This is a genomic window from Acidovorax sp. (genome assembly GCF_046339755.1).
Lineage (GTDB): Bacteria > Pseudomonadota > Gammaproteobacteria > Burkholderiales > Burkholderiaceae_C > Acidovorax.
Genome location: NZ_JBKDTZ010000406.1, coordinates 1 through 21,125 on the forward strand (window position 1 = coordinate 1; position 21,125 = coordinate 21,125).

Annotated in this window: 22 protein-coding genes and 2 tRNA genes; 6 read left to right on the top strand and 18 right to left on the bottom strand. The window is 67.6% G+C overall.

The window, feature by feature from the left end; all coding sequences use genetic code 11:
* The first annotated feature begins 35 nt into the window (after positions 1-35).
* Complete coding sequence (locus tag ACK59X_RS34825; protein ID WP_409964130.1) at positions 36-953, top strand: hypothetical protein; 918 nt, start codon at positions 36-38, stop codon at positions 951-953.
* 66 nt (positions 954-1,019) lie between these two features.
* On the opposite strand, the gene ACK59X_RS34830 is transcribed toward ACK59X_RS34825, so the two are convergent.
* Positions 1,020-1,856, bottom strand: a complete 837-nt coding sequence (locus ACK59X_RS34830; RefSeq protein WP_409964132.1) for an aminoglycoside phosphotransferase family protein — start codon at positions 1,854-1,856, stop codon at positions 1,020-1,022.
* Between the two features lie 66 nt (positions 1,857-1,922).
* Positions 1,923-2,246 (bottom strand): hypothetical protein, encoded by a 324-nt coding sequence (locus ACK59X_RS34835; RefSeq protein ID WP_409964134.1) that lies wholly within the window; start codon positions 2,244-2,246, stop codon positions 1,923-1,925.
* A gap of 138 nt (positions 2,247-2,384) precedes the next feature.
* Here ACK59X_RS34835 and ACK59X_RS34840 point away from each other — a divergent pair, with 138 nt between their 5' ends.
* On the top strand, positions 2,385-3,311 hold the full coding sequence (locus ACK59X_RS34840; protein ID WP_409964136.1) for a Ku protein: 927 nt from the start codon (positions 2,385-2,387) through the stop codon (positions 3,309-3,311).
* A 14-nt stretch (positions 3,312-3,325) separates the two neighbouring features.
* Complete coding sequence (locus ACK59X_RS34845; protein ID WP_409964138.1) at positions 3,326-4,147, top strand: exodeoxyribonuclease III; 822 nt, start codon at positions 3,326-3,328, stop codon at positions 4,145-4,147.
* Between the two features lie 372 nt (positions 4,148-4,519).
* On the opposite strand, the gene ACK59X_RS34850 is transcribed toward ACK59X_RS34845, so the two are convergent.
* The 3 genes from ACK59X_RS34850 to ACK59X_RS34860 all read right to left on the bottom strand — a co-directional run bounded on the left by ACK59X_RS34850 (position 4,520) and on the right by ACK59X_RS34860 (position 6,905).
* The gene (locus tag ACK59X_RS34850; RefSeq protein WP_409964140.1) at positions 4,520-4,903 is read right to left on the bottom strand and encodes a RidA family protein; all 384 of its coding nucleotides are present in this window, start codon (positions 4,901-4,903) and stop codon (positions 4,520-4,522) included.
* 47 nt (positions 4,904-4,950) lie between these two features.
* Entirely contained in the window at positions 4,951-5,226 is a 276-nt protein-coding gene (locus tag ACK59X_RS34855) for a hypothetical protein (protein ID WP_409964142.1), read from the bottom strand.
* 233 nt (positions 5,227-5,459) lie between these two features.
* Complete coding sequence (locus ACK59X_RS34860) at positions 5,460-6,905, bottom strand: RCC1 domain-containing protein (protein WP_409964144.1); 1,446 nt, start codon at positions 6,903-6,905, stop codon at positions 5,460-5,462.
* A 623-nt stretch (positions 6,906-7,528) separates the two neighbouring features.
* Between ACK59X_RS34860 and ACK59X_RS34865 the strand changes: the two genes are divergently transcribed.
* On the top strand, positions 7,529-9,034 hold the full coding sequence (locus ACK59X_RS34865; RefSeq protein WP_409964146.1) for an MATE family efflux transporter: 1,506 nt from the start codon (positions 7,529-7,531) through the stop codon (positions 9,032-9,034).
* 3 nt (positions 9,035-9,037) lie between these two features.
* On the opposite strand, the gene ACK59X_RS34870 is transcribed toward ACK59X_RS34865, so the two are convergent.
* The 5 genes from ACK59X_RS34870 to ACK59X_RS34890 all read right to left on the bottom strand — a co-directional run bounded on the left by ACK59X_RS34870 (position 9,038) and on the right by ACK59X_RS34890 (position 12,243).
* Entirely contained in the window at positions 9,038-9,568 is a 531-nt protein-coding gene (locus ACK59X_RS34870) for a hypothetical protein (RefSeq protein WP_409964148.1), read from the bottom strand.
* A gap of 4 nt (positions 9,569-9,572) precedes the next feature.
* On the bottom strand, positions 9,573-10,568 hold the full coding sequence (locus ACK59X_RS34875) for an aldo/keto reductase (RefSeq protein WP_409964150.1): 996 nt from the start codon (positions 10,566-10,568) through the stop codon (positions 9,573-9,575).
* 63 nt (positions 10,569-10,631) lie between these two features.
* Positions 10,632-11,249 (bottom strand): TetR/AcrR family transcriptional regulator, encoded by a 618-nt coding sequence (locus ACK59X_RS34880; RefSeq protein ID WP_409964152.1) that lies wholly within the window; start codon positions 11,247-11,249, stop codon positions 10,632-10,634.
* A 14-nt stretch (positions 11,250-11,263) separates the two neighbouring features.
* Positions 11,264-11,869, bottom strand: coding sequence for an NAD(P)H-dependent oxidoreductase (locus ACK59X_RS34885; RefSeq protein WP_409964154.1), 606 nt, complete (start codon positions 11,867-11,869; stop codon positions 11,264-11,266).
* Positions 11,870-11,979: 110 nt separating this feature from the next.
* Positions 11,980-12,243 (bottom strand): DUF2024 family protein, encoded by a 264-nt coding sequence (locus ACK59X_RS34890; RefSeq protein ID WP_409964156.1) that lies wholly within the window; start codon positions 12,241-12,243, stop codon positions 11,980-11,982.
* Positions 12,244-12,484: 241 nt separating this feature from the next.
* Between ACK59X_RS34890 and ACK59X_RS34895 the strand changes: the two genes are divergently transcribed.
* On the top strand, positions 12,485-12,835 hold the full coding sequence (locus tag ACK59X_RS34895) for a hypothetical protein (protein WP_409964158.1): 351 nt from the start codon (positions 12,485-12,487) through the stop codon (positions 12,833-12,835).
* 65 nt (positions 12,836-12,900) lie between these two features.
* Here the strand turns inward: ACK59X_RS34895 and ACK59X_RS34900 are convergent, their stop codons facing one another.
* From ACK59X_RS34900 to uvrC, 7 genes are all read right to left on the bottom strand, one after another.
* Positions 12,901-13,350 carry a hypothetical protein gene (locus tag ACK59X_RS34900; RefSeq protein WP_409964160.1) on the bottom strand — a complete coding sequence of 150 codons (450 nt, stop codon included), beginning with the start codon at positions 13,348-13,350 and terminating at the stop codon, positions 12,901-12,903.
* Positions 13,351-13,515: 165 nt separating this feature from the next.
* Positions 13,516-13,591 (bottom strand) — tRNA-His (locus ACK59X_RS34905).
* 51 nt (positions 13,592-13,642) lie between these two features.
* Positions 13,643-15,571 carry a SurA N-terminal domain-containing protein gene (locus tag ACK59X_RS34910; protein WP_409964162.1) on the bottom strand — a complete coding sequence of 643 codons (1,929 nt, stop codon included), beginning with the start codon at positions 15,569-15,571 and terminating at the stop codon, positions 13,643-13,645.
* 72 nt (positions 15,572-15,643) lie between these two features.
* A tRNA-Val gene (locus tag ACK59X_RS34915) sits at positions 15,644-15,719 on the bottom strand.
* Positions 15,720-15,746: 27 nt separating this feature from the next.
* The gene (locus ACK59X_RS34920; RefSeq protein WP_007858657.1) at positions 15,747-16,019 is read right to left on the bottom strand and encodes an HU family DNA-binding protein; all 273 of its coding nucleotides are present in this window, start codon (positions 16,017-16,019) and stop codon (positions 15,747-15,749) included.
* A 392-nt stretch (positions 16,020-16,411) separates the two neighbouring features.
* On the bottom strand, positions 16,412-16,978 hold the full coding sequence (pgsA, locus tag ACK59X_RS34925; protein ID WP_409964164.1) for a CDP-diacylglycerol--glycerol-3-phosphate 3-phosphatidyltransferase: 567 nt from the start codon (positions 16,976-16,978) through the stop codon (positions 16,412-16,414).
* Between the two features lie 126 nt (positions 16,979-17,104).
* Positions 17,105-19,138, bottom strand: coding sequence for an excinuclease ABC subunit UvrC (gene uvrC / locus ACK59X_RS34930; RefSeq protein ID WP_409964166.1), 2,034 nt, complete (start codon positions 19,136-19,138; stop codon positions 17,105-17,107).
* Between the two features lie 140 nt (positions 19,139-19,278).
* Between uvrC and ACK59X_RS34935 the strand changes: the two genes are divergently transcribed.
* Positions 19,279-20,100, top strand: coding sequence for an NADPH-dependent oxidoreductase (locus ACK59X_RS34935; RefSeq protein ID WP_409964168.1), 822 nt, complete (start codon positions 19,279-19,281; stop codon positions 20,098-20,100).
* Positions 20,101-20,105: 5 nt separating this feature from the next.
* Here ACK59X_RS34935 and ACK59X_RS34940 read toward each other — a convergent pair whose 3' ends face one another.
* The gene (locus tag ACK59X_RS34940; RefSeq protein ID WP_409964170.1) at positions 20,106-21,065 is read right to left on the bottom strand and encodes a LysR family transcriptional regulator; all 960 of its coding nucleotides are present in this window, start codon (positions 21,063-21,065) and stop codon (positions 20,106-20,108) included.
* Between the last annotated feature and the right edge of the window lie 60 nt (positions 21,066-21,125).

Here is a 21,125-nt window from a genome sequence, read left to right on the forward strand (position 1 = left end):
TTATTTTGGAGTGGAGTGGTTCATCAATGAGGTCCTTGTTTCTTGTTTCCCTGGCGGCGTTCAGCACCTTGGCGCAGGCTGCCAACTTCCTGTCGGTTCACCAGCTTCCGCACCTCATCGCACTGCCTCCCGCAGCCGGCACCTTCCAGTACACCTTCGACACCAAGGTGGGTTTCAAGGAGCAGTACGCGCCTACCGGCGTGGCGGGCTGCTCCATCGGTTTCGGCACGGGAGGCTGCGCCTTCCCGGGCGGCGGCTCGCTGCCGCTGCCCGAATTCACGGGCGCCCAACTGCAGCCGCACAAGGAGTTCAAGATCTTCATCCCCGCAGGCACGCGCTCGCTGCTGCTCTCGGGGTATGCCCCCCTGCACACCCAATCGGCCTTTGTGCTGCGGTATGGCAAGGAGCCTGTGCGCCTGGACCCGCTGAGCGAAGCCGAGTACCAGGCCGCCAGGACGGGTGAGCGCGTCGACGCCCTGTTCTCGCGCCTGGTCAAGGACGGTGCCGAGCAGCTTGTCGTGCACGATGGCAGCGGCAGCCTGCGCTTCATGGGCGGCCAGCTCGACGCCAACCGCGGCAGCACCGACCAGGGCCAGTGGCTCTATGTGCGCCAGCTGAGCGGTGCCCCGCTCATGACCTACCAGGGTGCCATCGACGTCGACATGCCCAAGTACGCCGCCGGCTATGCCGCGATCACCTGGAACACCCGCAGCGCTGCCGATCCCGTCGACACGGTCAGTGGTGATGGCCCCGACGCCCCGCCGCAGCAACAGGTGGCAAAGGCTCCCGCCGCCGTCGCCGTCGCCGCCACCGAAACCAGGGCCAGCACTAAGGCCGCCACGGCCATCATGTCTGCCGCCGGCGTGCCCGTGACGCTGGGCCATGCCGATGGCGCGGCCTGCAGCGCAACAGGCTCCGCCTGCCACAAGCCGGTTCTTCAAACCGCTGATTAGGGCCTGTTGGCACTGATTTCGGGGTCGCGAAGGCCCTTCGCACCTGGCCCGGCAATGCGCGGGCGTTCAACCCAGTGCCTGCCGGGCAAGGTAGGCCACAGCCAGTTCGTTGTCGGCCTCGCCGCGCTCTCCGTCCTCCAGAAACCAGGCGGCTGACAGCGCGGCATGGGCCATCACCCACTGGAGCAGGCGGCGGCGCTCCAGCCCTGCGGCGTCGACAACGATGTCCAGTTGCCGCGCGAAACGCAGGGGGTCGGTGCAGGTCTGCAAGTCGGGGTTGCACAGCACGTTGACGTAGTCGTAGCAACGCTCGCCGGTCACGCCCTTGGGGTCGATGGCCAGCCAGCCGCGTTCGCCGAAATCGAGGATGTTGCTGTGGTGCGCATCACCATGCAGCACGACCGGCTCACGTTGCGAGCGCAGCAAGCCATCGGCCACCACGGCACATTCGGCCATCAGGCCGCCCTCGCGCTGCGCCATGGGTGCCAGCGATGCAAAGAACCGGGCCAGGGGCAGCAGATCCCCAGGCGGCGGCGAAGGCCGCTTCGCGTGCAATTGGCCAATGGCGCGGCAGACAATGCGCGTGGCGGCGTCGTCCTCGCCTTCCAGCGCCATGGTCAGCAGATGTTGCGTGCCGGTGGCCCGCTCCATCAGCAGCACGCCCGCGTCCTCATCGCAGGCATACACATGCGCCGCGCCATCGCCCGCCCACCAACGCATCACCTGGCCGCCGATCCGCTCTTCCATGCTTCTGGCAATCTTGAGCATCGCGGGGCGACCGTTTGTATGGCCGTAAAGGCGCACCGGCATCAGCTCGCCGCTATGGGTTGCAAAGGGTTCACCATCTGGCGCTGCGTTCCAGCGCCGCAGGTAGGTGTTGAAGGGGGTCGTTGTGTCGGGCATGCAGAAAACTCCGGGTGCCGACATTCTCAGCGGACATTGGCAGACCTTGGCCGCGCAGCCCCGCCCTCAGTTCGCCAGGCCAAAACCGAAAGCCGAGCGCCGGGCCTTGCCCGCGGCATCGTTGCCGGCGGGCGCATCGCCGCGGACCGGTGCCGCTTTGGCGCGCCGGTGCGCCGCAGGCATGCGCGGCCCCTGGTCCAGGTCGGCGGCCAGGGCCTGCAGGGCCAGCAGGCCATCGGCCATGGCCTCCCTGTACGTGGCGTGGTGGGCTTCGGCGGCCTGCAACGGGCTCCAGGTGCGGTTGTCGGCAAGTTCGGCCAGCGCCCACTGGAAGGCCCCCGGCTCGGGCTCGGTGACATGCACGGCGATGGGGCGAAGCTGCGTGGCCATGCGCCCAGCATAGGTCCGGGCGGCGCCCTGTCACTGGTGCCCGGCCTACTGTTCGCGTAAGCACCGGCCTACAGCCCGTCGGGCCCGGTGTGCGGCAGACTTTGGCCACCGCAAGCTCTGCAGTACGGAAAGATCCCCATGGCAACGACTGGAAGCAGCCGCACCCTCTGGAAGGGCGCCATCACCTTTGGCCTGGTGCACATCCCCGTGGGCCTGCACACGGCCGCCACGGCCGACGGCGTGGACTTCGACTGGCTGGACAAGCGCACCATGGACCCGGTGGGCTACAAGCGCGTGAACAAGCGCACGGGCAAGGAGATCGCCAAAGACCACATCGTCAAAGGCGTGGAGTACGAGGACGGCAAGTACGTCATCATCAGCCCCGACGAGATCGAGGCCGTGTTCCCCAAGACCACGCAGACCATCGCCATCGAGCGTTTCATCGACGCCAACGAGATGCCCTTCACCTTCCTGGAGCGGCCCTACTTCGTCGCGCCAGTGAACAAAAGCGACAAGGTCTACACCCTGCTGCGCGAGGCACTGCTCGCCACCGGCACCATCGGCCTGGCCCGCGTGGTCATCGCCACCAAGCAGCACCTGGCCGCCCTCGTGCCTTCGGGCGCGGCACTGGTGCTCAACCTGCTGCGCTGGGGCGACGAGGTCAAGGCCCTGGACACCCTGAAACTGCCGCCCGCAGGCAGAAAGAACGAGAGCGCCGCCGAACTGAAGATGGCCACGCAGCTGATCAAGGAAATGTCGGGGCCGTGGAAGCCGGAGGACTTCAAAGACGAATTCCGGCGCCAGGTGATGAAGCTGGTCGAGAAAAAAGCCAAAGCCGGCGAGGGCCAAACCGTGGTCGAGCCCGAGGAGGAAGCCCCCTCGCCCAGCGCCGACATCATCGACCTCACCGCCCTGCTGCAGCGCAGCCTCAAGGCCGGCGCCAAGTCCGGCTCCAAGGCCCCCGCCAAGAAGAAGCCTGCCAGCGCCAAGGCGCCGGCCACGAAAGCCGTCGCCAGAAAGACCGCCGCCACGAAGAAGACGCCCCCCCAGCGCAAGGCGGCCTGACCGGAGCGCATCGCATGCGCGTCGCCACCTGGAACATCAACAATGTCAACAAGCGCATCGGCCTGCTGGTGGACTGGCTCGCGCGCACCCAGCCCGACGTGGTGGCGCTGCAGGAACTCAAATGCACCACGGCCGACTTCCCCATGGCAGCGCTGCAGGCCGCCGGCTATGCATCCATCGCTGTCGCGCAGCGCACCTGGAACGGCGTGGCACTGCTGTGCCGCGGGCACGAGCCCCTGCCTGGCCTGACCGCACTGCCCGGCGAACCGGCCGACACCCAGGCGCGCTACCTGGAGGCCGCCATCGATGGCGTGCTCTTCGCCGGCCTCTACCTGCCCAACGGCAACCCGCAGCCCGGCCCCAAGTTCGACTACAAACTGCAGTGGTTGGAGCGCCTGCGGCTGCGCACCCAGCAGCTGTGGGACACGGGCCACCCCGTGGTGCTGCTGGGCGACTGGAACGTGGTGCGCACCGACGCCGACATCTACCAACCCAACACCTGGGGCGACGACGCCCTGCTGCAGCCAGAGGCGCGCGCCGCCTTCTCAGCCATCCTGGCCCAGGGCTGGACCGATGCCATCGCCCAGGCGCACCGCAAAGCGAAGCAAACGGCGCCCCTGCCCTTCACCTTCTGGGACTACCGGCGCAAGCGCTGGGAGCGCAATGCCGGCCTGCGCATCGACCACATCCTGGCTGGCCAGGCCTTCACGGTGCAGGACGCCGGCGTGGACCGCGAAGAGCGCGGCCGCGAGGGTGCCAGCGACCATGCGCCCGCCTGGGCCGAGCTCGCGTTGAAGAAGGCCAGGTCCCGCCGTCCCCGCCGCCCCCGCCGTTGAAGAAAAAACAGCAACGAAAGGATCACCCCTGTGTACATCGTCATGGGCGGCACCGGCCACGTCGGTTCCGCGGTAGCCTCGGCCCTCCTCGCGCGCAGCGAGCGCGTGGTCATCGCTCAACCCGCACGCGGACATCGCGCAGGACACCGACGCCATGGAGCGGCAGGCGCTCGCCCTCATTGTGCAGGCACTCGATGGCTCGGGGCTCGAGAAGACAGTGGCCGCATCGACCGGCGGCGCCCGGGCCGGAGAGCGCCCCGGCGACCTCAACACGCTGTGGGAGCTGGAGCAAGGCCTATGGCCTGTTAAACCATCCCCGCAGCCGTGCGACCAGCTTCGACGAAACCCTGAAGAGCTTGTGATGCGATGTGCTCAAGCCTTGATCACCGTGGCGTCAATCTCTACGAGTTGTCCCATGTGGCCCAGTCCGGCAACACCGAGCAGGGTAGCTGGGGGAACCTGGCCACCAAACCAAGCTGCGACCGCTGACCATGCCGCGGAGAGACTTGCTTGATCTCCGATCACATACACAAGCAATTGTCGAATGTCCTGGACTTGAAATTCGTGCACTGCAAGCAGCCGCTCCAAGTTGCGCAAACACTGCAAGGCTTGTGCGCCCGGGTCCTCTTGGCCTACCAGCTGGCCATGGGAGTCGAGAGGGACCTGGCCAGCCACGAACAGCTGATTGCCGACGCGATCCGCGTAGCGGTATTGCGGCGTGGGCGAGAGTCCTGCATTGACTTCGGCTTCCTTCATCGGATTGGGTCAAGTTGCCTGCGGTTGGAGAACTTGGCTGCAGCCTCTCAGGACCGAGAACCGTGCAGCGCATGCATAAGTGGCGTGCAGAACGTGCTGGCGATGCGCAACGCATTCTTGATGGCGATCACTTGCGCAATGGGCTTGTGAAGAGTGCCCAGATCGCCGCTTTCGTTCTCATCTCCGCGAAAGATAGGGAAAGCCGAGATGCCTTGCCCGAGGAGCTCTTGAAGCAGCACCCCATCGTCCAGCGAAATGGCCCTGGCCAGTTCCCGCTCCATGTCCTCGCTGACATTCGGCAAGGGTTTCAAATCACCAGCCATCGCATTGCCCCATCCACTTCATGTGCCGCAGTCATAGCGCCTGGCCTGGTGCGATCAACCGCGTACGGGTCCAGGCAGGACGCCTGCACCGGGGATGGTCAAACACGCGGCCAGTTCGCGCGCTCCACCGGCAGTCCTCCTGCCAGACCCGTGCGGATTCCATGCAGACGAAGCAAGGCCCGCTTGCGCGGGCCTTGCTCGTGCCCATGGTGGTCAGCCCACGCCACCCGCTGTCAGCGGACCACATACCCCAGTTGGTAGCGCTTGCTCGCCAGCATCTCCGCCAGGCTTTCCGAGGTCGTCGGGCCCAGGCCGTAGCCGACGAAGAACGCCGTGCCGGCCACGCCCGTCAGGTCCTGGTCGGTGAACAAGGCCGTGCTCGTGTTCTGCAGGCTGCCGGTCCAGGCGGCAGGCATGCTGAACGCGTTGGCGGACACGAACGCGCCCCCGTTGTAAGCGTAGATCCCGCCGTCCGCGGTGATGGCCACGACGAAGGCATTGCCCTTGACGCCGTTGTCCAGATGCCCGCTGGCGATCTGCACCTTGGCGGTCACGGTCTGGCGCCCGATGGGCCCGGTGGCGGTCACGGTGCCTGGCTGCGGGGAGTAGGTGGCATCGAACACCACGGCCGCCGCCTTTTGCGACGACGTGCCGGCAACGCCGGTGCCCAGTTGCCCAGCGCTGTTGCTGCCCCAGGCCACCAGGGTGCCGTCGGACTTCAGGGCCAGGGTGTGCTGGCTGGCGGCCGCGATCTGCGTGTAGCCGTTGCCCACGAGCTGCGGGCTGTCTGCATCGGCCGTGGCCTCGGTGCCCAGCTGGCCGTTGGCGTTGGAGCCCCATGCCCAGACGGAGCCATCGGTCTTGAGCGCCAGCGTGTGCGCGCTCCCCTTGGCCACCTGGCTGTAGCCGGCGCCCAGCGAGGCAGGCTGCTCTTCGCCCTTCCACTGCCAGAGCGTTCCATCCTTCTTCACGCCCGCGGCGGTGCTCACGTTCAACGCCACCTGCGTGAAGTCGCTGCCCGCCGGGCCGGTGCTGCCAAAGGCGGTGCGCCAGATGTTCAGCAGGTTGTTGTTGGACACATAGCGCAGTGCGCCGCCATCGAGCACGAACAGGGCGTTGTAGGGGCCGGTGGCCATCTGCTGGTAGCCAGCGGGCAAGGCGTCCAGCGGCCCGGTGCCGCCCGGGGGCGCGCTGTAGATGCCCTTGGCATCGCCCCAGAACCAGACGCTGCCATCGGCCTTGGCGGCGGTGTCGGCGCTCAGCAGCTTGGCAAAGCCGCTGGCGATCTGCACCGGCGCAGTCTCGTAGAACTCACGGTCCTTCAACACGGCATGGCCCCACATCCACAGGCCCCCGTCGGCCTTGAGGGCCACCATGTAGCGGCTGCCCACCATGACCTGGGTGAAGCCCGTGCCCACCTGCACCGGCTTTTGCGCGCTGACGGAGGTGCCGTTGCCCAGCTGCCCATTCTTGTTGTTGCCCCAGGTCCACAGCGTGCCATCGCTCAGGATGGCGGCCGAATTGGATGCGCCGGTGGCGAACTTCACGACCGTGGCCGCATGGGCGCTGACAGCCCCCGCAAGCATGGCGCAGGCAACCGCCAGTTGGGCAGCCACCTTGCGGGGTGGTGCGAACTGCATGGACGGCAACCGGTGGGTCAACACTGCCAGGAAAGTCATGGGGGCAAGCCTTTCAAAGAAAGTAGATAGATCGAACGGACAAGGAAAAAACAAAAGAACGACCAGGCTCCAGGCAGTGTCGCGGCACGAAGGCGACCGCAGCCCATACCATGCAGGGCAAGCCGTTGCATGCGGTCACAGGGCGACACAGCTGGTTGCCCGAGCATGCACGGAGCGATGGGGCCTGTCCATCCCCCGTTCAGGGTGGGGTGCCCACAGGCCTTACCGGCCGCGCGCAGCCGGCACACGGGTGGCTGATCCGGCATCCAGGGGCGGCGGTGGTTCTGGCAGGGCACCGCTGCAGCCCCGTGCGGGCCGCTCCCGCCGGTCATTTCGCCCACGCATGGCCCAGACATCGGACGCGCAGAAGCTGCCGCTGAACACGCCCACGCGGCCCATCTGCACCATGGCCTGGGGCGCGCGCGCCGACACACAATGAACCAATCAATTACATGCCCTTGCAACTGTGGCGACACACCAGTCCCATACAGCGCCGAAAGCTCAGGCCCGCCCGCCCACCCGCCCGCGCGCGTTCTGCGTTCTGGCAACACGGCTCCCTGGCGGTGGCGTCCTACCCGCGCGGGCACTCCAGCCCGTAGACTGCCTGCACACCACACCCAGCCATGAACGCACCATCATCCCGCCGCCCGCCCCAGCGCGACCTGACCCAGGGCCCCATCGCCCGCACGCTCATCGCCTTTGCCCTGCCGGTGCTGGGCTCCAACGTGCTGCAGTCGCTCAACGGCTCGGTCAACGCGATCTGGATCGGCAACCTGCTGGGCGAAAAGGCGCTCACCGCCACCTCCAACGCCAACCTGGTGCTGTTTCTGCTGCTGGGCGCGGTGTTCGGCGTGTCCATGGCGGCCACCATCCTCATCGGGCAGGCCTATGGCGCACGCGATGTCGAGCGCGCCAAGTGCGTGGTGGGCACGGGGGCCACCTTCTTCCTGGCCGTATCTGCGCTGATTGCGGCAGCGGGCTGGGCGTTCACACCGCAGATCCTGGGTTTGCTCAAGACACCTGAGGCCGCCCTGCCCTCGGCCATCGCCTACCTGCGGGTGATCTTCGTGGCCGTGCCCATCATGAACTCGTTCGCCTTCGCCATGGCCGTGCTGCGCGGCTCGGGCGACTCGCGCACGCCGTTCTGGTTCATGGCGTTGTCGGTGGCCATCGACGTGGCGCTCAACCCGCTCCTGATCCGCGGCGCGGGGCCGTTGCCGCCCCTGGGCATCGCGGGCTCGGCCCTGGCCACGCTGCTGGCGCAGGGCATCAGCTTCACCGGCCTGCTGGTGCTGCTGGCGCGGCGCGGCCACCCGCTGCTGCCGGGGCGGCATGAGCTGGCGCACTTTCGGCCGCGGCCCAAGCTGTTGCGCACCATCGTGGCCAAGGGCGTGCCCATGGGGCTGCAGATGATCGTGATTTCGTCGGCCGCGCTGGTCATGATGGGGCTGGTCAACGGCTATGGCGTGCAGGTGGCTGCGGCCTATGGCGTGGCCGCGCAGCTGTGGACCTATGTGCAGATGCCGGCCCTGGCCACGGGTGCGGCCGTATCGTCCATGGCCGCGCAGAACGTGGGCGCGGGCCGCTGGGACCGGGTGGAGCAGATCGCGCGCGCGGGCGTGCTGTTCAACCTGGCGCTCACCGGCGCGCTGGTGATGGCGCTCTACGCGGCCGACCGGTATGCACTGGGCCTGTTCCTCCCAGGCGACAGCGGCGCCGTGGCCGTAGCGGTGCACATCAACAACGTGGCCGCCTGGTCGTTCGTGCTGTTCGGGGTGACCATCGTGCTGTTTGGCGTGGTGCGCGCCACGGGCGCGGTGCTGCCGCCGCTCATCATCCTCTTCATCTCGATGCTGCTGGTGCGCGTGCCCTTTGCCGGCGCGCTGCAGGATGCCTGGGGTGCCGAGGCGATCTGGTGGAGCTTTCCGCTGGGCTCCATCACCTCGGTGCTGCTGGCGGGGCTCTACTACCGCTACGGCGGCTGGCGCAAGAACACGCTGGCAGCCCGGCCCCCGAAGGAAGAAGACGAGCCCGCCACCGGCACCGCGGCCGACACCGGAGTGGCCATGCCAGCCATGGACCGCGAGGCGAACTACGGCGGGGCGGCCGCTGTGGCCACCAAACCCTAGACCTCAGAGCCCGCCCAGGCAGGCCCGCAGCGCCGCCGCATGCTCGGCCCTGTCCTCGGCAGGCGTCCTGTCCACCAGCGGCAGATCCAGCCGGTCGTGCTGGCCGGTGAACATCGCCGCCGACACCCCGCGGAACACCCAGCGCCGCTCCTGCCAGGCAAACTCCAGCGTCTCGACGATGCGGGTGCCATGCTCGGCCTCCTCGGCCTGCGCCTGCGCGTCCGCCGGCGGCTCCTGGGGCACCAGGGCGTAGCGCAGCATCACCCGGCCCAGAAAGGGCCGCACCGGGTGCGCGGTCTTCACCAGGTCGTCCGCCATGCCCGCCAGCGCGTAGGTGGCGGGCTTGTCGTCACCCTCCCGCAGCATCACCCGCTGCAGCGGCCGCAAGGGCTGTGTGTAGATGAACCGGCAGCGCGCAACGATGCGCTCGAACCCCGCGCTCACCACCGGGTCGATCCAGGGCCGCAGCGGCTCGGCCTGCGCGCCGCCGGTCACCATCGCCAGGGCCAGCAGCAGCGCGGCGTGGCCACACACGGTATCACCCCTCGATGCCGACAAAGCCGGCATCCGGGTAGCGCGCGCCGGCCACGTGGCCGGGGGCGAACAGGGCATCGAGCTCGGCCACCTCGGCGGGGCTGAGCGTCACCTGGGCCGCAAGGGCATTGCTCTCCAGGTACGCGATGCGCCGCGTGCCCGGTATCGGCAGCACATGGGGCTGCTTGGCCAGCAGCCACGCCAGCGCCACCTGCGAGCTGGCCAGGCCGCGCGCCCGTGCAAACGCGTCCAGCGCCCGCACCAGCCGCTGGTTGGCCGCCTCGGCATCGCCCACGAAGCGCGGGTTGTTCTTGCGGAAATCGTTGTCCGCCAGCGCCTTCACATCCACCGTGCCGGTGAGAAAGGCGCGCCCCAGCGGGCTGTAGGCCACGAAGGCCGTGCCCAGCTCGGCGCACAGCGCCAGCATGCCGTCCTCCGGCCCACGGCTCCACAGCGAATACTCGCTCTGCAGCGCCGCGATGGGGTGCACCGCATGGGCGCGGCGCAGGGTGCCGGCGGACACTTCCGACAGGCCCAGGGCACCCACCTTGCCGGCGGCCACCAGGTCGGCCATGGCGCCCACCACGTCCTCGATGGGCACGTCAGGGTTGCGGCGGTGGCAGTAGTACAGGTCGATGCGCTCCACACCCAGGCGCTTCAATGAGGCCTCGCAGGCCGCGCGGATGTAGGCCGGCGAGTTGTCGATGCGCCGCTCGTACTGCCCGGCCTGGCGCACGATGCCGAACTTGGTGGCAATCTGCATGCGGGCGCGCGCGGCGGGCCCGGCACTGGCGATGAAGCGGCCCAACAGGGACTCGTTGTGGCCCAGCCCGTACGTATCGGCCGTGTCGAAGTGCGTGACGCCGATCTCCAGCGCCCGCGCCAGCGTGCGCAGCGAGCTCTCGTCGTCGCTCGCGCCATAGAACTCGCTCATACCCATGCAGCCCAGGCCGATGGCGGAGGCAAGGGGGCCGTGGGTGCCCAGTTGGCGTTGCTGCATGAAAAAGCGCTCCTGGTGGGTGGCAAGGCAGTGCATGGTAGCGGCGCTGCCTTCGGCACGCCATCACTTCGCGCGCTTGACCATGGAGACGATGGTCTCGAACAATTCAGCCTGCGCCGCTTGCGCACTGATGTCTCCCACCACGGCCGCGTCCGACAGCGCATCGGCCGCACCCAGCACGGCCCACAGGCCGGCGCGCGCCAGGCCCTGTTCCCCGGCAAAGGGCGCCAGGATGGCCAGGCACTTGGCGATGAAGACCTCCTGGTACTGGCGCTTGACGGCCGCCATCTCGGGCGAGCCCTGCAGCGCCGCCAGCACCTGCGGTATCTCGCGCCCCTGGGTGAGCACGCAGCGCACGTAGGCGGCGGCAATGGCGCCGGCCTTGTCCTTGAGCGTGGGGCGCGCAGCGGCGATGGCCGCGTCCATCACCGCGGTCTGGCGCACGTCGAAGTCCTGGTACAGCGCGGCCAGCAGGCCCTCGCGCGTGCCGAAATGGTCGTATACCACGGGCTTGGTCACACCGGCCTCCTCGGCCAGCCGGCCCAGGCTGAGCGCATCGGCCCCTTCTGCGCGCAGCAGCGCCCAGGCCACATCGAGCAGCTGGCGCGCACGCTCATGCCGTGCCATGCGACGGCGGGGTGCGGGCTCGGGCGGTGGGGCGGCAGGCGGTGTGCGGGGCATGGACTCCGGGGAACTCAGGGGAATGGGGCGAACAGGCCGCTGCCCAGCTCCCGCGCGGCATCGAGGTGCGCGGCCGCCAGTTCCCTGTCGTGCGACTGTAGCAGCAGCCTGGAACTGCCCACGCGCGCGCCGCAGTAGCCGAAGATGCCATGCTCGATCTGCGTCTTCATCGCATCGGCATAGCCCCGCCGCTCATAGGTGCCGCCATCGGCCCCGCCCAGGCCCAGCAGGTGCACCTGCAGATGGCCCAGCTTCTTGGTGAGCTGGCCGTCCGCCCCTTCCTCATAGGCATAGCCCTGGGTGAGGACCCGGTCGATCCAGCCCTTGAGCAGCGCCGGAAAGGACCACCAGTACACCGGGTACACCAGCACCAGCGCATCGGCCTTGTCCAGCCGCGCATGCTCGGCCGCCACGTCGGGCGGGGGCGGCTCCTGCTTGAGGTGCAACGCCAGGTCCGCAGCCGTGAAGCGCGGGTCGAACCCCTCGGCCGCCAGGTCGGCGATCTCCGTGGTGTGCGGACCCGGCTGGTCAGGGGGCGCAATGCCCTGCCCCACCTGGGCGGCCACGGCATGGGTCAGGGAAGCGCGATCTGGGTGCGCGACGACGATGAGTGCGTGCATGGGAAAGACTCCATTGGATTGCTATATACCCATGGTAACTTACCATTGGTATATAAAACATCCGACGGAATTTCTCCCCCAGCGCCGCCAGGGGTACCGCAAGCAGCGGCTCAGCCGCAGTGCTCCATCTCCAGGATGGCAAAGCCGATGGACGCGATCTCGGCCTCCACCGCGGGGCTGGCCGACTGCATGTGGCAGAAGCTGCACTTCTCGGCCTTCAGGTCCGACGCCGCAAGCCCCTTGGCCGCCAGGTAGCGCCGCCCGTACTGCAGCACCTGCCCGTGGTCGGTGACGCTGGACGGGACGAGGATGTCGAAGTGCATGCGCAGCCCGTCGGGGCGCTGTACGTAGGTGTCGTAAACGGAGATCTGCATGGCGAAGCTCGGGAAGTGTTCAGGGAACACCAGTGTCTCCAGCCTGCTGCCGGCCGGGTGCGCCAAGCGTCCACGACAAATGCCAAATCGTCCACCAACAGCCCGGCGACCCGCGCACAGCCGCCGCCTGCCTACCCGCGCGGCAGATGTAACCAAAGTGTCCATTCGCCACAAAGCGCCGCGGCGCGGGCAGTGGCTCCTCTACCACTGCTACATTGCGCCAAGGAGACGCCCGCCACCCATGAACCGCCCGCACGCCACAGCCACTACCACCACCCCATCCACCGCCAAGCCGCCCGCTGCAGCCACCTACCTGCTGCAGCCCGCGGTCCAGATCGCCTGCCTCATGGTGTTCGCCCTGGCCCATCCCGCCATCTTCAACGACCAGCAACCGCTGCTGGCCTGGGTCTCGGCCTGGGCCGTCCCCATGGCATTCGCGCTGTCCGCCTGCGCGCTGCACGCGGCCCTGCGCCAGGGCCGCTCACCCGCCGCCTGGCCCGGCCGCTTCGTCGCCGTGGCATGGGTCATGAAGGTGCTGACCATGGCCGGGCCGTGGACGGAGCAGTGGGGCCAGCGCCTGCAGGGGGCCTGAGCCGCCCTGGCCCTCAGAACCTGTTCAAAGTATTTTTGCCGCTCCAAAAGACTTTGAACAGGTTCTTACAGCCCGATCTTCGCCTCATTGAAGCACTGCACCTCGCCACGCTCGCGCTGCCGGCCCAGGGCACTCTCCGCATCCTCGGGCAGCTCGCAGCCCATGCCCTGCCCCAGCTTCTGGCACTGGTCGGCCTTGCGGGCCCGGGCGCCCATGCCCACGGCCTCCAGGCAGCGCGCGTAGTTGACCGTGCGCTCCACCTCGCGGGCGTGGACCTCGGCGCGCTGCTGGGCGTCCAGGGCATGGCGTTGCGCCTGCTCGGCAGGCAGGGCCACGGCGTGGCGGTAGAGCACACGGCCCCCCGCCGCCGCTATGCAACCCAACGCCACCACCGCGCAGACGATCGTTTTCTTCACGCCCATCACCCCCATGGGGGGCTCGCCCCCTGACTGGTATGACAGGCACTCTAGCAGCCGGTTCAGGGCGCCGCCATTACCCGAAAAGGTGGCGGCCATGCACTCCGAGTACGGCACGAGCCCAGGCCGAGGTCTGACCGCCTTCCTCCAGCCACCCGGCCCAGAGTGCCATGGTGGCGCAGTGGCAGGCGGGGCATGCAAGCGGCGCGCCCAAAGACAAAACCCGCCAGCGCTTCACAGCACTGGCGGGTTTGTTTTTTTATTTGGGGTGGCTGATGGGGCTCGAACCCACGACAACAGGAATCACAATCCTGGACTCTACCAACTGAGCTACAGCCACCGTTTAAGAATCAAATTATAACCCGGGTTTTCGCCCCCGGATTCAAATTCTTCAATTTTCTGTTGGGACGAGGCTGGACTCCGAGGGCCGGGTCACCTTCATCTCGACCTTGAAGCGCTCCTTGAGCATCTCGTAGTAGGCCACGCCTTCGGCCGTGCTCCACCACTGCGTGAGCTGCATGCGCTCCTGCTGGGCGCGCTGCGCCTCGGGCTTGTCGCGCGGCACGATGCGGTTGATCTTGACCACGGCATAGCCCTGGCCGGCGCCCAGGTCCACGCCGGTGAAGGCGGGCAGCTTGTCGGCGTTGGCGCGCAAGGCGGCATCGATCAGGGGGCGTGGATAGTTCATGGGTGCGTCGCGCGCAATCGTGGCGGCGGCGGTCAGGCCCGCGTTGCTGTCGGGCTTGGCGGTGTACTCGGCCAGCTTGGCCTCGCCCTCCTTGCGTGCCAGCTCGGCGGCCTTCTCGGCCACGTACAGCGTGCGCACCGCGTCGCGCACCTTCTCAAGCGGCAGGGTCTCGGCCGGGGTGTACGAGGTGATGCGGCCCGATGCCATCTGGCTCGTGCCCACTTCCACGGCTTCGGTGTTGCGCTTGTTCTGCACCGAGTCGCTGGAGAACAGGGCCTCCAGGAACTTGGCGTTGGCCAGCGGGCCGGCGGCGCCTGGCACGGGCGTGCGGGTCACGCCGTTGGCGGTCTGCACCTTGAGCTTGAGCTTCTCGGCCACAGGGGCCAGGCTGTCGGCCTGCTCGTACACGCCGTTGGCGAACGACTCGGCGACTTCGGCATACTTGCGCTGCGCCTGCTGGGCCTTGAGGTCCTTCTCGATGCTGGGGCGCAGTTCCTCGAACGGTGGCACGCGCGAGGGCTTGATGTCGGTGACCTGGATGATGTGGTAACCGAAGTCGGTTTCCACCAAATCGCTGATCTCACCCTTCTTGAGGCTGAACGCCGCATCCTCGAAAGGCTTGACCATGTCGTTGCGGCCAAAGAAGTTCAGGTCGCCGCCTTGCGCGGCCGAGCCGTCCTGCGAGTTCTTTTTGGCCACATCGGCAAACGTGGCCGGCGCCTTGCGCACCTGCTCCAGCAGTTCGGTGGCGCGCGCCTTGGCCTTTTCGCGCTCGGCCGCGGGCATGTCCTTGCCGGCCTTGATCAGGATGTGGCTGGCGCGGCGCTCTTCCTTGGAACCCAGGGTCGCCGCGTTTTCCCTGTAGTAGGTGCGCAGGTCGTCTTCGTTCAGCGTGATGCTGTCGCGCACGGTGTCCAGGCTCAGCACCAGGTACTCGACGTTGGCCGACTCGTGCTGCTTGAACTGCGCAGGGTGGGCCTTGTAGTAGGCCTCCAGGTCAGCATCGGTGGGCGTGACCTTGGATGCGAAGTCGGCCGCGTTGAAGCGTGCCACCTGGATCTCGCGGCGCTGGTAGAGCGGGTCGAGCGACTGCGCGACCTGGGTGTCGGTCACAAAGGCCGAACCGACCACGCCGCCCAGGATCTGGTTGACCGACAGGGTGTTGCGCACGCGGGCTTCGTAGCCGGCGGGCGTGAGGCCTTGGGTGGCCACCATCGCACGGTAGCCTTCCATGTCCATGCTGCCGTCGGGGCGCTTGAGCGCGGCGAACTCGGAGCTTTCCGCCAGCGTGCGCGCCAGGCGGGCATCGCTGGTCACCATGTGCATCTTCTGCGCGGCGGCGGCCAGCACGCGTTCGCGCACCATGCGCTCGAGCGTGGCGTAGCGGGCGGCGGGGGAGTCGAGCAGCTTGGCATCCATGGTGGGCTGCTGCGCGCGGATGCGGTCGCTCTCTGCGCGGTGCGCGTTGTCCCATTCCGTCTGCGTGATCTTGTTGCCATCCACACGGGCAACCACGGCGCTCTTTTCAGAGAAGTAGTTGCTGTCGATGCCCACCAGCACAAACGAGGGAATGACCAGCAAGAACAACAAGAGCATCATGATCTTGGAGTGCTTGCGGATGGATTCAAACATGATCAGACTTTCAAATGGCAAAAAACAAAAAGGCGAACTTGCGTTCGCCTTTGTTGTTGTGTTCGGTGATGGTGGTGGGTCCTGACGGTCTCGAACCGCCGACCTACTCCGTGTAAAGGAGCCGCTCTACCAACTGAGCTAAGGACCCCGCCTAAACAATCAACCGACTATTGTATTAGTTCAAGGCGTCTTTCAGAGCCTTGCCTGGACGAAACTTCGGCACTTTAGCAGCTTTGATCTTGATCGTATCGCCCGTACGGGGATTACGGCCGGTACGGGCAGCGCGCTTGCCCACGGCAAAGGTGCCAAAACCGACGAGCGAAACGGTACCACCCTTTTTCAGGGTCTTCTTGACGGCCTCGATCGTGGATTCCAGGGCACGCGCTGCAGCGGCCTTGGAGATGTCGGCGTTGTTAGCGATGTGCTCGATCAGTTCGGTTTTGTTCACAAGAAGCCTCTCGGGAAAAGCGTTGATGAATGAAGGGTGTCTTGGGTATCTGGTCTTCACACGTCAGAAGGCTCAACCAAGAGAGGCTGGATGTCTGCAGACGGGGGAATGACTGGCGTACACAGCAGGGGCTGCTGCATCAGATTAAAGCCATCGACTTTCAAGGTGTCAATACAACACGCCGTATTGCAACAGCGTTGGGCTGAATTCTAGTCGTATTTCACGCCCTGGCCGGGCTTGCGGCGCGCTTTTGTCTCAAACGCGCCGTATGCGCGCGATTCCCGATTGACAGCGTTACCACGACTGCCCCCTCACGCCCTGCACGCCCCGTCACGCGGCACCAAGAGGGCATGGCAGCCATGCCGATGCGCGATTTCCGATAGATGCAAAAGTCACTTCACACGCGCACGGATTTCGGGCAGCGCCTTTTGCAGGTAGTACACCATCGACCACACGGTGAGCACGGCCGAGGCCCAGATCAGCCAGGTGCCCCATACGCCCGTGTCGATCACGCCGAGGATGCGCCCGTCGTACAGCAGGAAGGGGATGGCGATCATCTGCACCGTGGTCTTGACCTTGCCGATCATGTGCACGGCCACGCTCTTGCTCGCGCCGATCTGCGCCATCCATTCGCGCAGGGCCGAGATCGCGATCTCGCGCCCGATGATGATCAGCGCCACGAACACATCGGCGCGCTGCAGGTGCACCAGCACCAGCAGCGATGCGCACACCAGGAACTTGTCGGCCACCGGGTCCAGGAAGGCGCCGAAGGACGAGGTCTGGTTGAGCTTGCGCGCCAGGTAGCCGTCGAGCCAGTCGGTGGCCGCGAACACCACGAACATCACCGTGGCGATCAGGTTGCGCATGGCCGGGTCGATGGGCGCATAGAACACCCCCACGATCAAAGGTATCGCGACGATGCGCGTCCAGGTCATCAGGGTGGGGATAGTCCAGAACATATGGGCGCGATTGTGCACCACTGCTGGATAGCCTTCAGGCCCGAACCAACGCTCCGCCAGAATCGCGCACCACGCTGGCGCGGATCACCTGCGGTGGCAGCAGGCAGGCGCCGAGGAGACCCGTCCCTATCGCAGGGCTTTATAGATCTCTTGCGCCAACTCGTGCGAGATCCCGTCCACCGTCGCCAGGTCTTCCACGCTCGCGCTGGCCACGCCGCGCACGCCGCCAAAGCGCTGCAGCAGGCGCGCGCGCTTCTTGGGCCCCACGCCGGGGATCTCTTCGAGCTGGCCGCCGCCCACGCGCACCTTGGCGCGCGCAGCGCGCATGCCGGTGATGGCGAAGCGGTGGGCCTCGTCGCGGATCTGGGCCACCAGCATCAGCGCGGCCGAGTCCTTGCCCAGGTAGACCTTTTCGCGGCCATCGGCGAACACCAGCTCTTCGAGCCCCACCTTGCGGCCCTCGCCCTTTTCCACACCCACGATGCGCGTGAGGTCCAGGCCCAGCGCGGTGAACACCTCGCGCGCCACGCCCACCTGGCCCTTGCCGCCGTCGATCAGCACCAGGTCCGGCAGGCGCGCCACGCCCTTGGGCTTGACGGCGCCCTCGGCGTTGTCGGTACCGGGCGGCGGCGCGGCCGCAAAGTCGATGCCGCCGGCCTCGCGCGCGGCCTCCACCACCTTGCTGTAGCGGCGCGTCAGCACCTGGCGCATGGCGGCATAGTCGTCGCCGCCGGTGATGCCCTCGATCTTGTAGCGCCGGTATTCGCTGCTCTGCATCTTGTGGTGGTGGAACACCACGCACGATGCCTGGGTCGATTCCCCCGCCGTGTGCGAGATGTCGAAGCACTCGATGGTCAGCTGGTCCAGGTCCTCGGGCGGCAGATCCAGCGCTTCGGCCAACGCGCGCGTGCGCGCCTGCTGCGAACCCTCCTCCGCCAGCAGCCGGGCCAGCTGCAGGTCGGCGTTCTTCTGCGCCATGTCCAGCCAGGCGCGGCGCTGCTCGCGCGGCTGGTGGATGGCATTCACGCGCGTGCCGGCCTGCTCGCCCAGGGCTTCCATCAGCGCCTTGTCCACCGGCTCGCTGCACACCAGCACCGGCGGCACGGGCACGCCGATGTAGTGCTGGGCGATGAAGGCTTCGAGCACCAGCGCCTCCACACGGCGCGCCGGCAGCGCGGCGACGGTGGGCGTGGCATCGCCCTCCCCCTCTGCTTCCTCTTCATGGATGGCGGCAGCGTCTTCCACATGCACAGGGAAGTACGGCCGGTCGCCCAGGTGGCGCCCGCCGCGCACCATGGCCAGGTTCACGCAGGCGCGGCCGCCCTGCACGCGCACGGCCAGAATGTCCACGTCCTTGTCGTCCGCGGTCTCGATGGACTGCTGGTGCAGCACGCGCGACAGCGCCTGCATCTGGTTGCGCACATCGGCCGCCTGCTCGAACTCGAGCTTGTCCGAGTGCGCCATCATGCGCACCTCCATGGATTTGAGCACCTCCTGCGTCTCGCCGCGCAGCAGCGCCTCGGCGTGCTGCACGTCCGAGGCATAGGCCTCGGGCGAGACCAGGTCCACGCAAGGCCCCGAGCAGCGCTTGATCTGGAACAGCAGGCACGGCCGCGTGCGGTTGGCGAACACCGTGTCCTCGCAGGTGCGCAGGCGGAACACCTTTTGCAGCAGCTGGATCGACTCCTTCACCGCCCAGGCGCTCGGGTACGGGCCGAAGTAGCGGTGCTTCTTGTCCACCGAGCCACGGTAGTAGGCCATGCGCGGAAACACCTGCGAGGGCGAGCCCTGCCCCGCCGCCGTTCCAGGCGCACCGGTGATCTTGAGGTAGGGGTAGCTCTTGTCGTCGCGGAACAGGATGTTGAACTTGGGGTTCAGCGTCTTGATCAGGTTGTTTTCCAGCAGCAGCGCCTCGGCCTCGGAGCGCACCACCGTGGTCTCCATGCGCACGATCTTGCTGACCATGTGGCCGATGCGCGTGCCGCCATGGTTCTTGGTGAAGTAGCTCGACACCCGGCGCTTGAGGTGCCGCGCCTTGCCCACATAGAGCAGCGCGTCCTGCGCATCGAAATAGCGGTACACGCCCGGCAGCGGCGGCAGCGCGGCCACCTGGGCCAGCAATTCTTCGGAATGGACTCGTCGTTCTTCGTCTTCGGACATGGGGGCTATTGTCGGGGCAATGCATGGGCCTTGCCTGGCGGCGCCCATCGCCGTCGCCCGGCGCATAGCCATATGCGGTTTTCATGCTTGGCCGCCGGCCGGGCGGTGCTACCTTGGCCGCCAATCCACTCGCACGCCCCATGACCTACACCCCTACCTATCTACAGGCCCGCTACGGCGCCCAGGCCGCCACCTGGCCCGTGCCCCGCCACCCGGTGGTCGAGCACATCCTCTCGCACCGCTCGGTGCGCAACTTTTTGCCCGACGCGCTGCCACCCGATACGGTGCAGACGCTGGTGGCGGCAGCCCAGTCCGCGCCCAGCTCATCGAACCTGCAGACCTGGAGCGTGGTCGCCGTGCACAGCCAGGACAGCCGCAACCGCCTGGCCGAACTGGCCGGCAACCAGGCACACATCAAGACGGCTCCCTTGATCCTGGTCTGGCTGGCCGACCTATCACGCATCGCCCGCATCGCGCAGTACAAGGACCGGCCCGCCGACGGCCTGCCCTACCTGGACACGTACCTGATGGCCGTGATCGACGCCGCCCTGGCCGCGCAGAACGCGGTCGTCGCCGCCGAGGCCCTGGGCCTGGGCACCGTCTACATCGGCGCCCTGCGCAACCAGCCCGAGGCGGTGGCCCAGGTGGTGGGCACGCCCGCCGGTGTATTCCCGGTGTTCGGCCTGGTCGTCGGCCACCCCGACCCCGCGCGCCCGGCCGCCATCAAGCCGCGCCTGCCCCAGGCCAGCGTGCTGCACCACGAGCGGTACACCGCACCTTCCACCCTGGCCGCCGAGATCGGCGACTACGACGCGCAACTGCGCGACTTCCAGGCCAGCGAAGGCCTGCCCGAAGTGGACTGGAGCGATTTGGTACTGCAGCGCCTGGCCAATGCCGATTCGCTCAAGGGGCGGCACCGGCTGGTGGAGGCGCTCCACGGGGCGGGGTTTCCGCTGCGGTGAACGGCTCAGCCGGCCTTGCGCCGCGGCTTGCCAGCCGGTCCCGTGTCAGACCCGCGCGATGAGGTTGCCGCCAACCGGTGCAGCACCTCCCGCAACGCCAGCGCCGCCACACCCAGGGCCCGGTCCGTGCGCCAGGCCAGGTAGGCCTGCATCTGCGCCACGCCCTGCGGGCCCAGGGCGGTGGCGGGCAGGGGCAGCAGTTGCCCGTCGGCCAGCTCGCGCTCCACGGCCCACAGCGGCAGGCGGCCCCAGCCCAAGCCCGCCAGGATCAGGGCGCGTTTGGCGTCCTGCGTGCCCACGCGCAGCGTCTGGGGTGACAGCACGCCGAAGTCGCGCCCTTCGGACAGGGCGCTCGGGTCTTCCAGCACGATCTGCAGATGGTCGGCCAGGTCCGCGCCCGTGAGGGCCTTGCTGCGCCGCCGCGCCAGGGGATGGCTGGCGGCAGCCACCGCGACGATGGGCACGGCCTGCAGCGCCTCGGCCTCGATGCGCGGGTCGCGGAAATCCTCACCCGCCATGATGGCCAGATCGCAGGCGTCGTCACGCAGCGCCTGCAGCGTGCCACCGAGCGGTGCGGTGGCCAGGCGCAGCCGCACCGACGGCAGGGCAGCGCGCAGTTCGCCCAGCGCGGCAGCCGCCAGGGGCAGCGGGTAGAGCGTGTCCACCATCAGCGCCAGCTCGGTCTCCACGCCTTCGCCCAGGCCGCGGGCCCGCGCGCGCAAAAAGTCCACCTTGAGCAGCACGGCGCGCGCATCTTCCAGCAGCGCGGCACCGGCCGGCGTGAGCGCGGGCCGGTGGCCGCTGCGGTCGAACACGGCCACGCCCAGCTGGTTCTCCAGGTTGGCGATGGCATGGCTCACGGCCGACTGGGCGCGCAGCAGGCGTGCAGCCCCCGAGCGAAAGCTGCCGGCCTCGGCCACGGTGACGAACATGCGGATCTGGTCGAGGGTCAGGGCGTCGAGCATTGATCGATTTCATGGATCAGAATGACCTGAATTTTATGGCTTCCGTAGATCAGTACGCCT

Excerpts from the sequence above, each read along its gene's own strand:
- ACK59X_RS34830 (WP_409964132.1), bottom strand. The coding sequence starts at position 1,856 with ATGCCCGACACAACGACCCCCTTCAACACCTACCTGCGGCGCTGGAAC.
- ACK59X_RS34835 (WP_409964134.1), bottom strand. The coding sequence starts at position 2,246 with ATGGCCACGCAGCTTCGCCCCATCGCCGTGCATGTCACCGAGCCCGAG.
- ACK59X_RS34840 (WP_409964136.1), top strand. The coding sequence starts at position 2,385 with ATGGCAACGACTGGAAGCAGCCGCACCCTCTGGAAGGGCGCCATCACC.
- ACK59X_RS34845 (WP_409964138.1), top strand. The coding sequence starts at position 3,326 with ATGCGCGTCGCCACCTGGAACATCAACAATGTCAACAAGCGCATCGGC.
- ACK59X_RS34850 (WP_409964140.1), bottom strand. The coding sequence starts at position 4,903 with ATGAAGGAAGCCGAAGTCAATGCAGGACTCTCGCCCACGCCGCAATAC.
- ACK59X_RS34855 (WP_409964142.1), bottom strand. The coding sequence starts at position 5,226 with ATGGCTGGTGATTTGAAACCCTTGCCGAATGTCAGCGAGGACATGGAG.
- ACK59X_RS34860 (WP_409964144.1), bottom strand. The coding sequence starts at position 6,905 with ATGACTTTCCTGGCAGTGTTGACCCACCGGTTGCCGTCCATGCAGTTC.
- ACK59X_RS34865 (WP_409964146.1), top strand. The coding sequence starts at position 7,529 with ATGAACGCACCATCATCCCGCCGCCCGCCCCAGCGCGACCTGACCCAG.
- ACK59X_RS34875 (WP_409964150.1), bottom strand. The coding sequence starts at position 10,568 with ATGCAGCAACGCCAACTGGGCACCCACGGCCCCCTTGCCTCCGCCATC.
- ACK59X_RS34880 (WP_409964152.1), bottom strand. The coding sequence starts at position 11,249 with ATGCCCCGCACACCGCCTGCCGCCCCACCGCCCGAGCCCGCACCCCGC.
- ACK59X_RS34885 (WP_409964154.1), bottom strand. The coding sequence starts at position 11,869 with ATGCACGCACTCATCGTCGTCGCGCACCCAGATCGCGCTTCCCTGACC.
- ACK59X_RS34890 (WP_409964156.1), bottom strand. The coding sequence starts at position 12,243 with ATGCAGATCTCCGTTTACGACACCTACGTACAGCGCCCCGACGGGCTG.
- ACK59X_RS34895 (WP_409964158.1), top strand. The coding sequence starts at position 12,485 with ATGAACCGCCCGCACGCCACAGCCACTACCACCACCCCATCCACCGCC.
- ACK59X_RS34900 (WP_409964160.1), bottom strand. The coding sequence starts at position 13,350 with ATGGCCGCCACCTTTTCGGGTAATGGCGGCGCCCTGAACCGGCTGCTA.
- ACK59X_RS34910 (WP_409964162.1), bottom strand. The coding sequence starts at position 15,571 with ATGTTTGAATCCATCCGCAAGCACTCCAAGATCATGATGCTCTTGTTG.
- pgsA (WP_409964164.1), bottom strand. The coding sequence starts at position 16,978 with ATGTTCTGGACTATCCCCACCCTGATGACCTGGACGCGCATCGTCGCG.
- uvrC (WP_409964166.1), bottom strand. The coding sequence starts at position 19,138 with ATGTCCGAAGACGAAGAACGACGAGTCCATTCCGAAGAATTGCTGGCC.
- ACK59X_RS34935 (WP_409964168.1), top strand. The coding sequence starts at position 19,279 with ATGACCTACACCCCTACCTATCTACAGGCCCGCTACGGCGCCCAGGCC.
- ACK59X_RS34940 (WP_409964170.1), bottom strand. The coding sequence starts at position 21,065 with ATGCTCGACGCCCTGACCCTCGACCAGATCCGCATGTTCGTCACCGTG.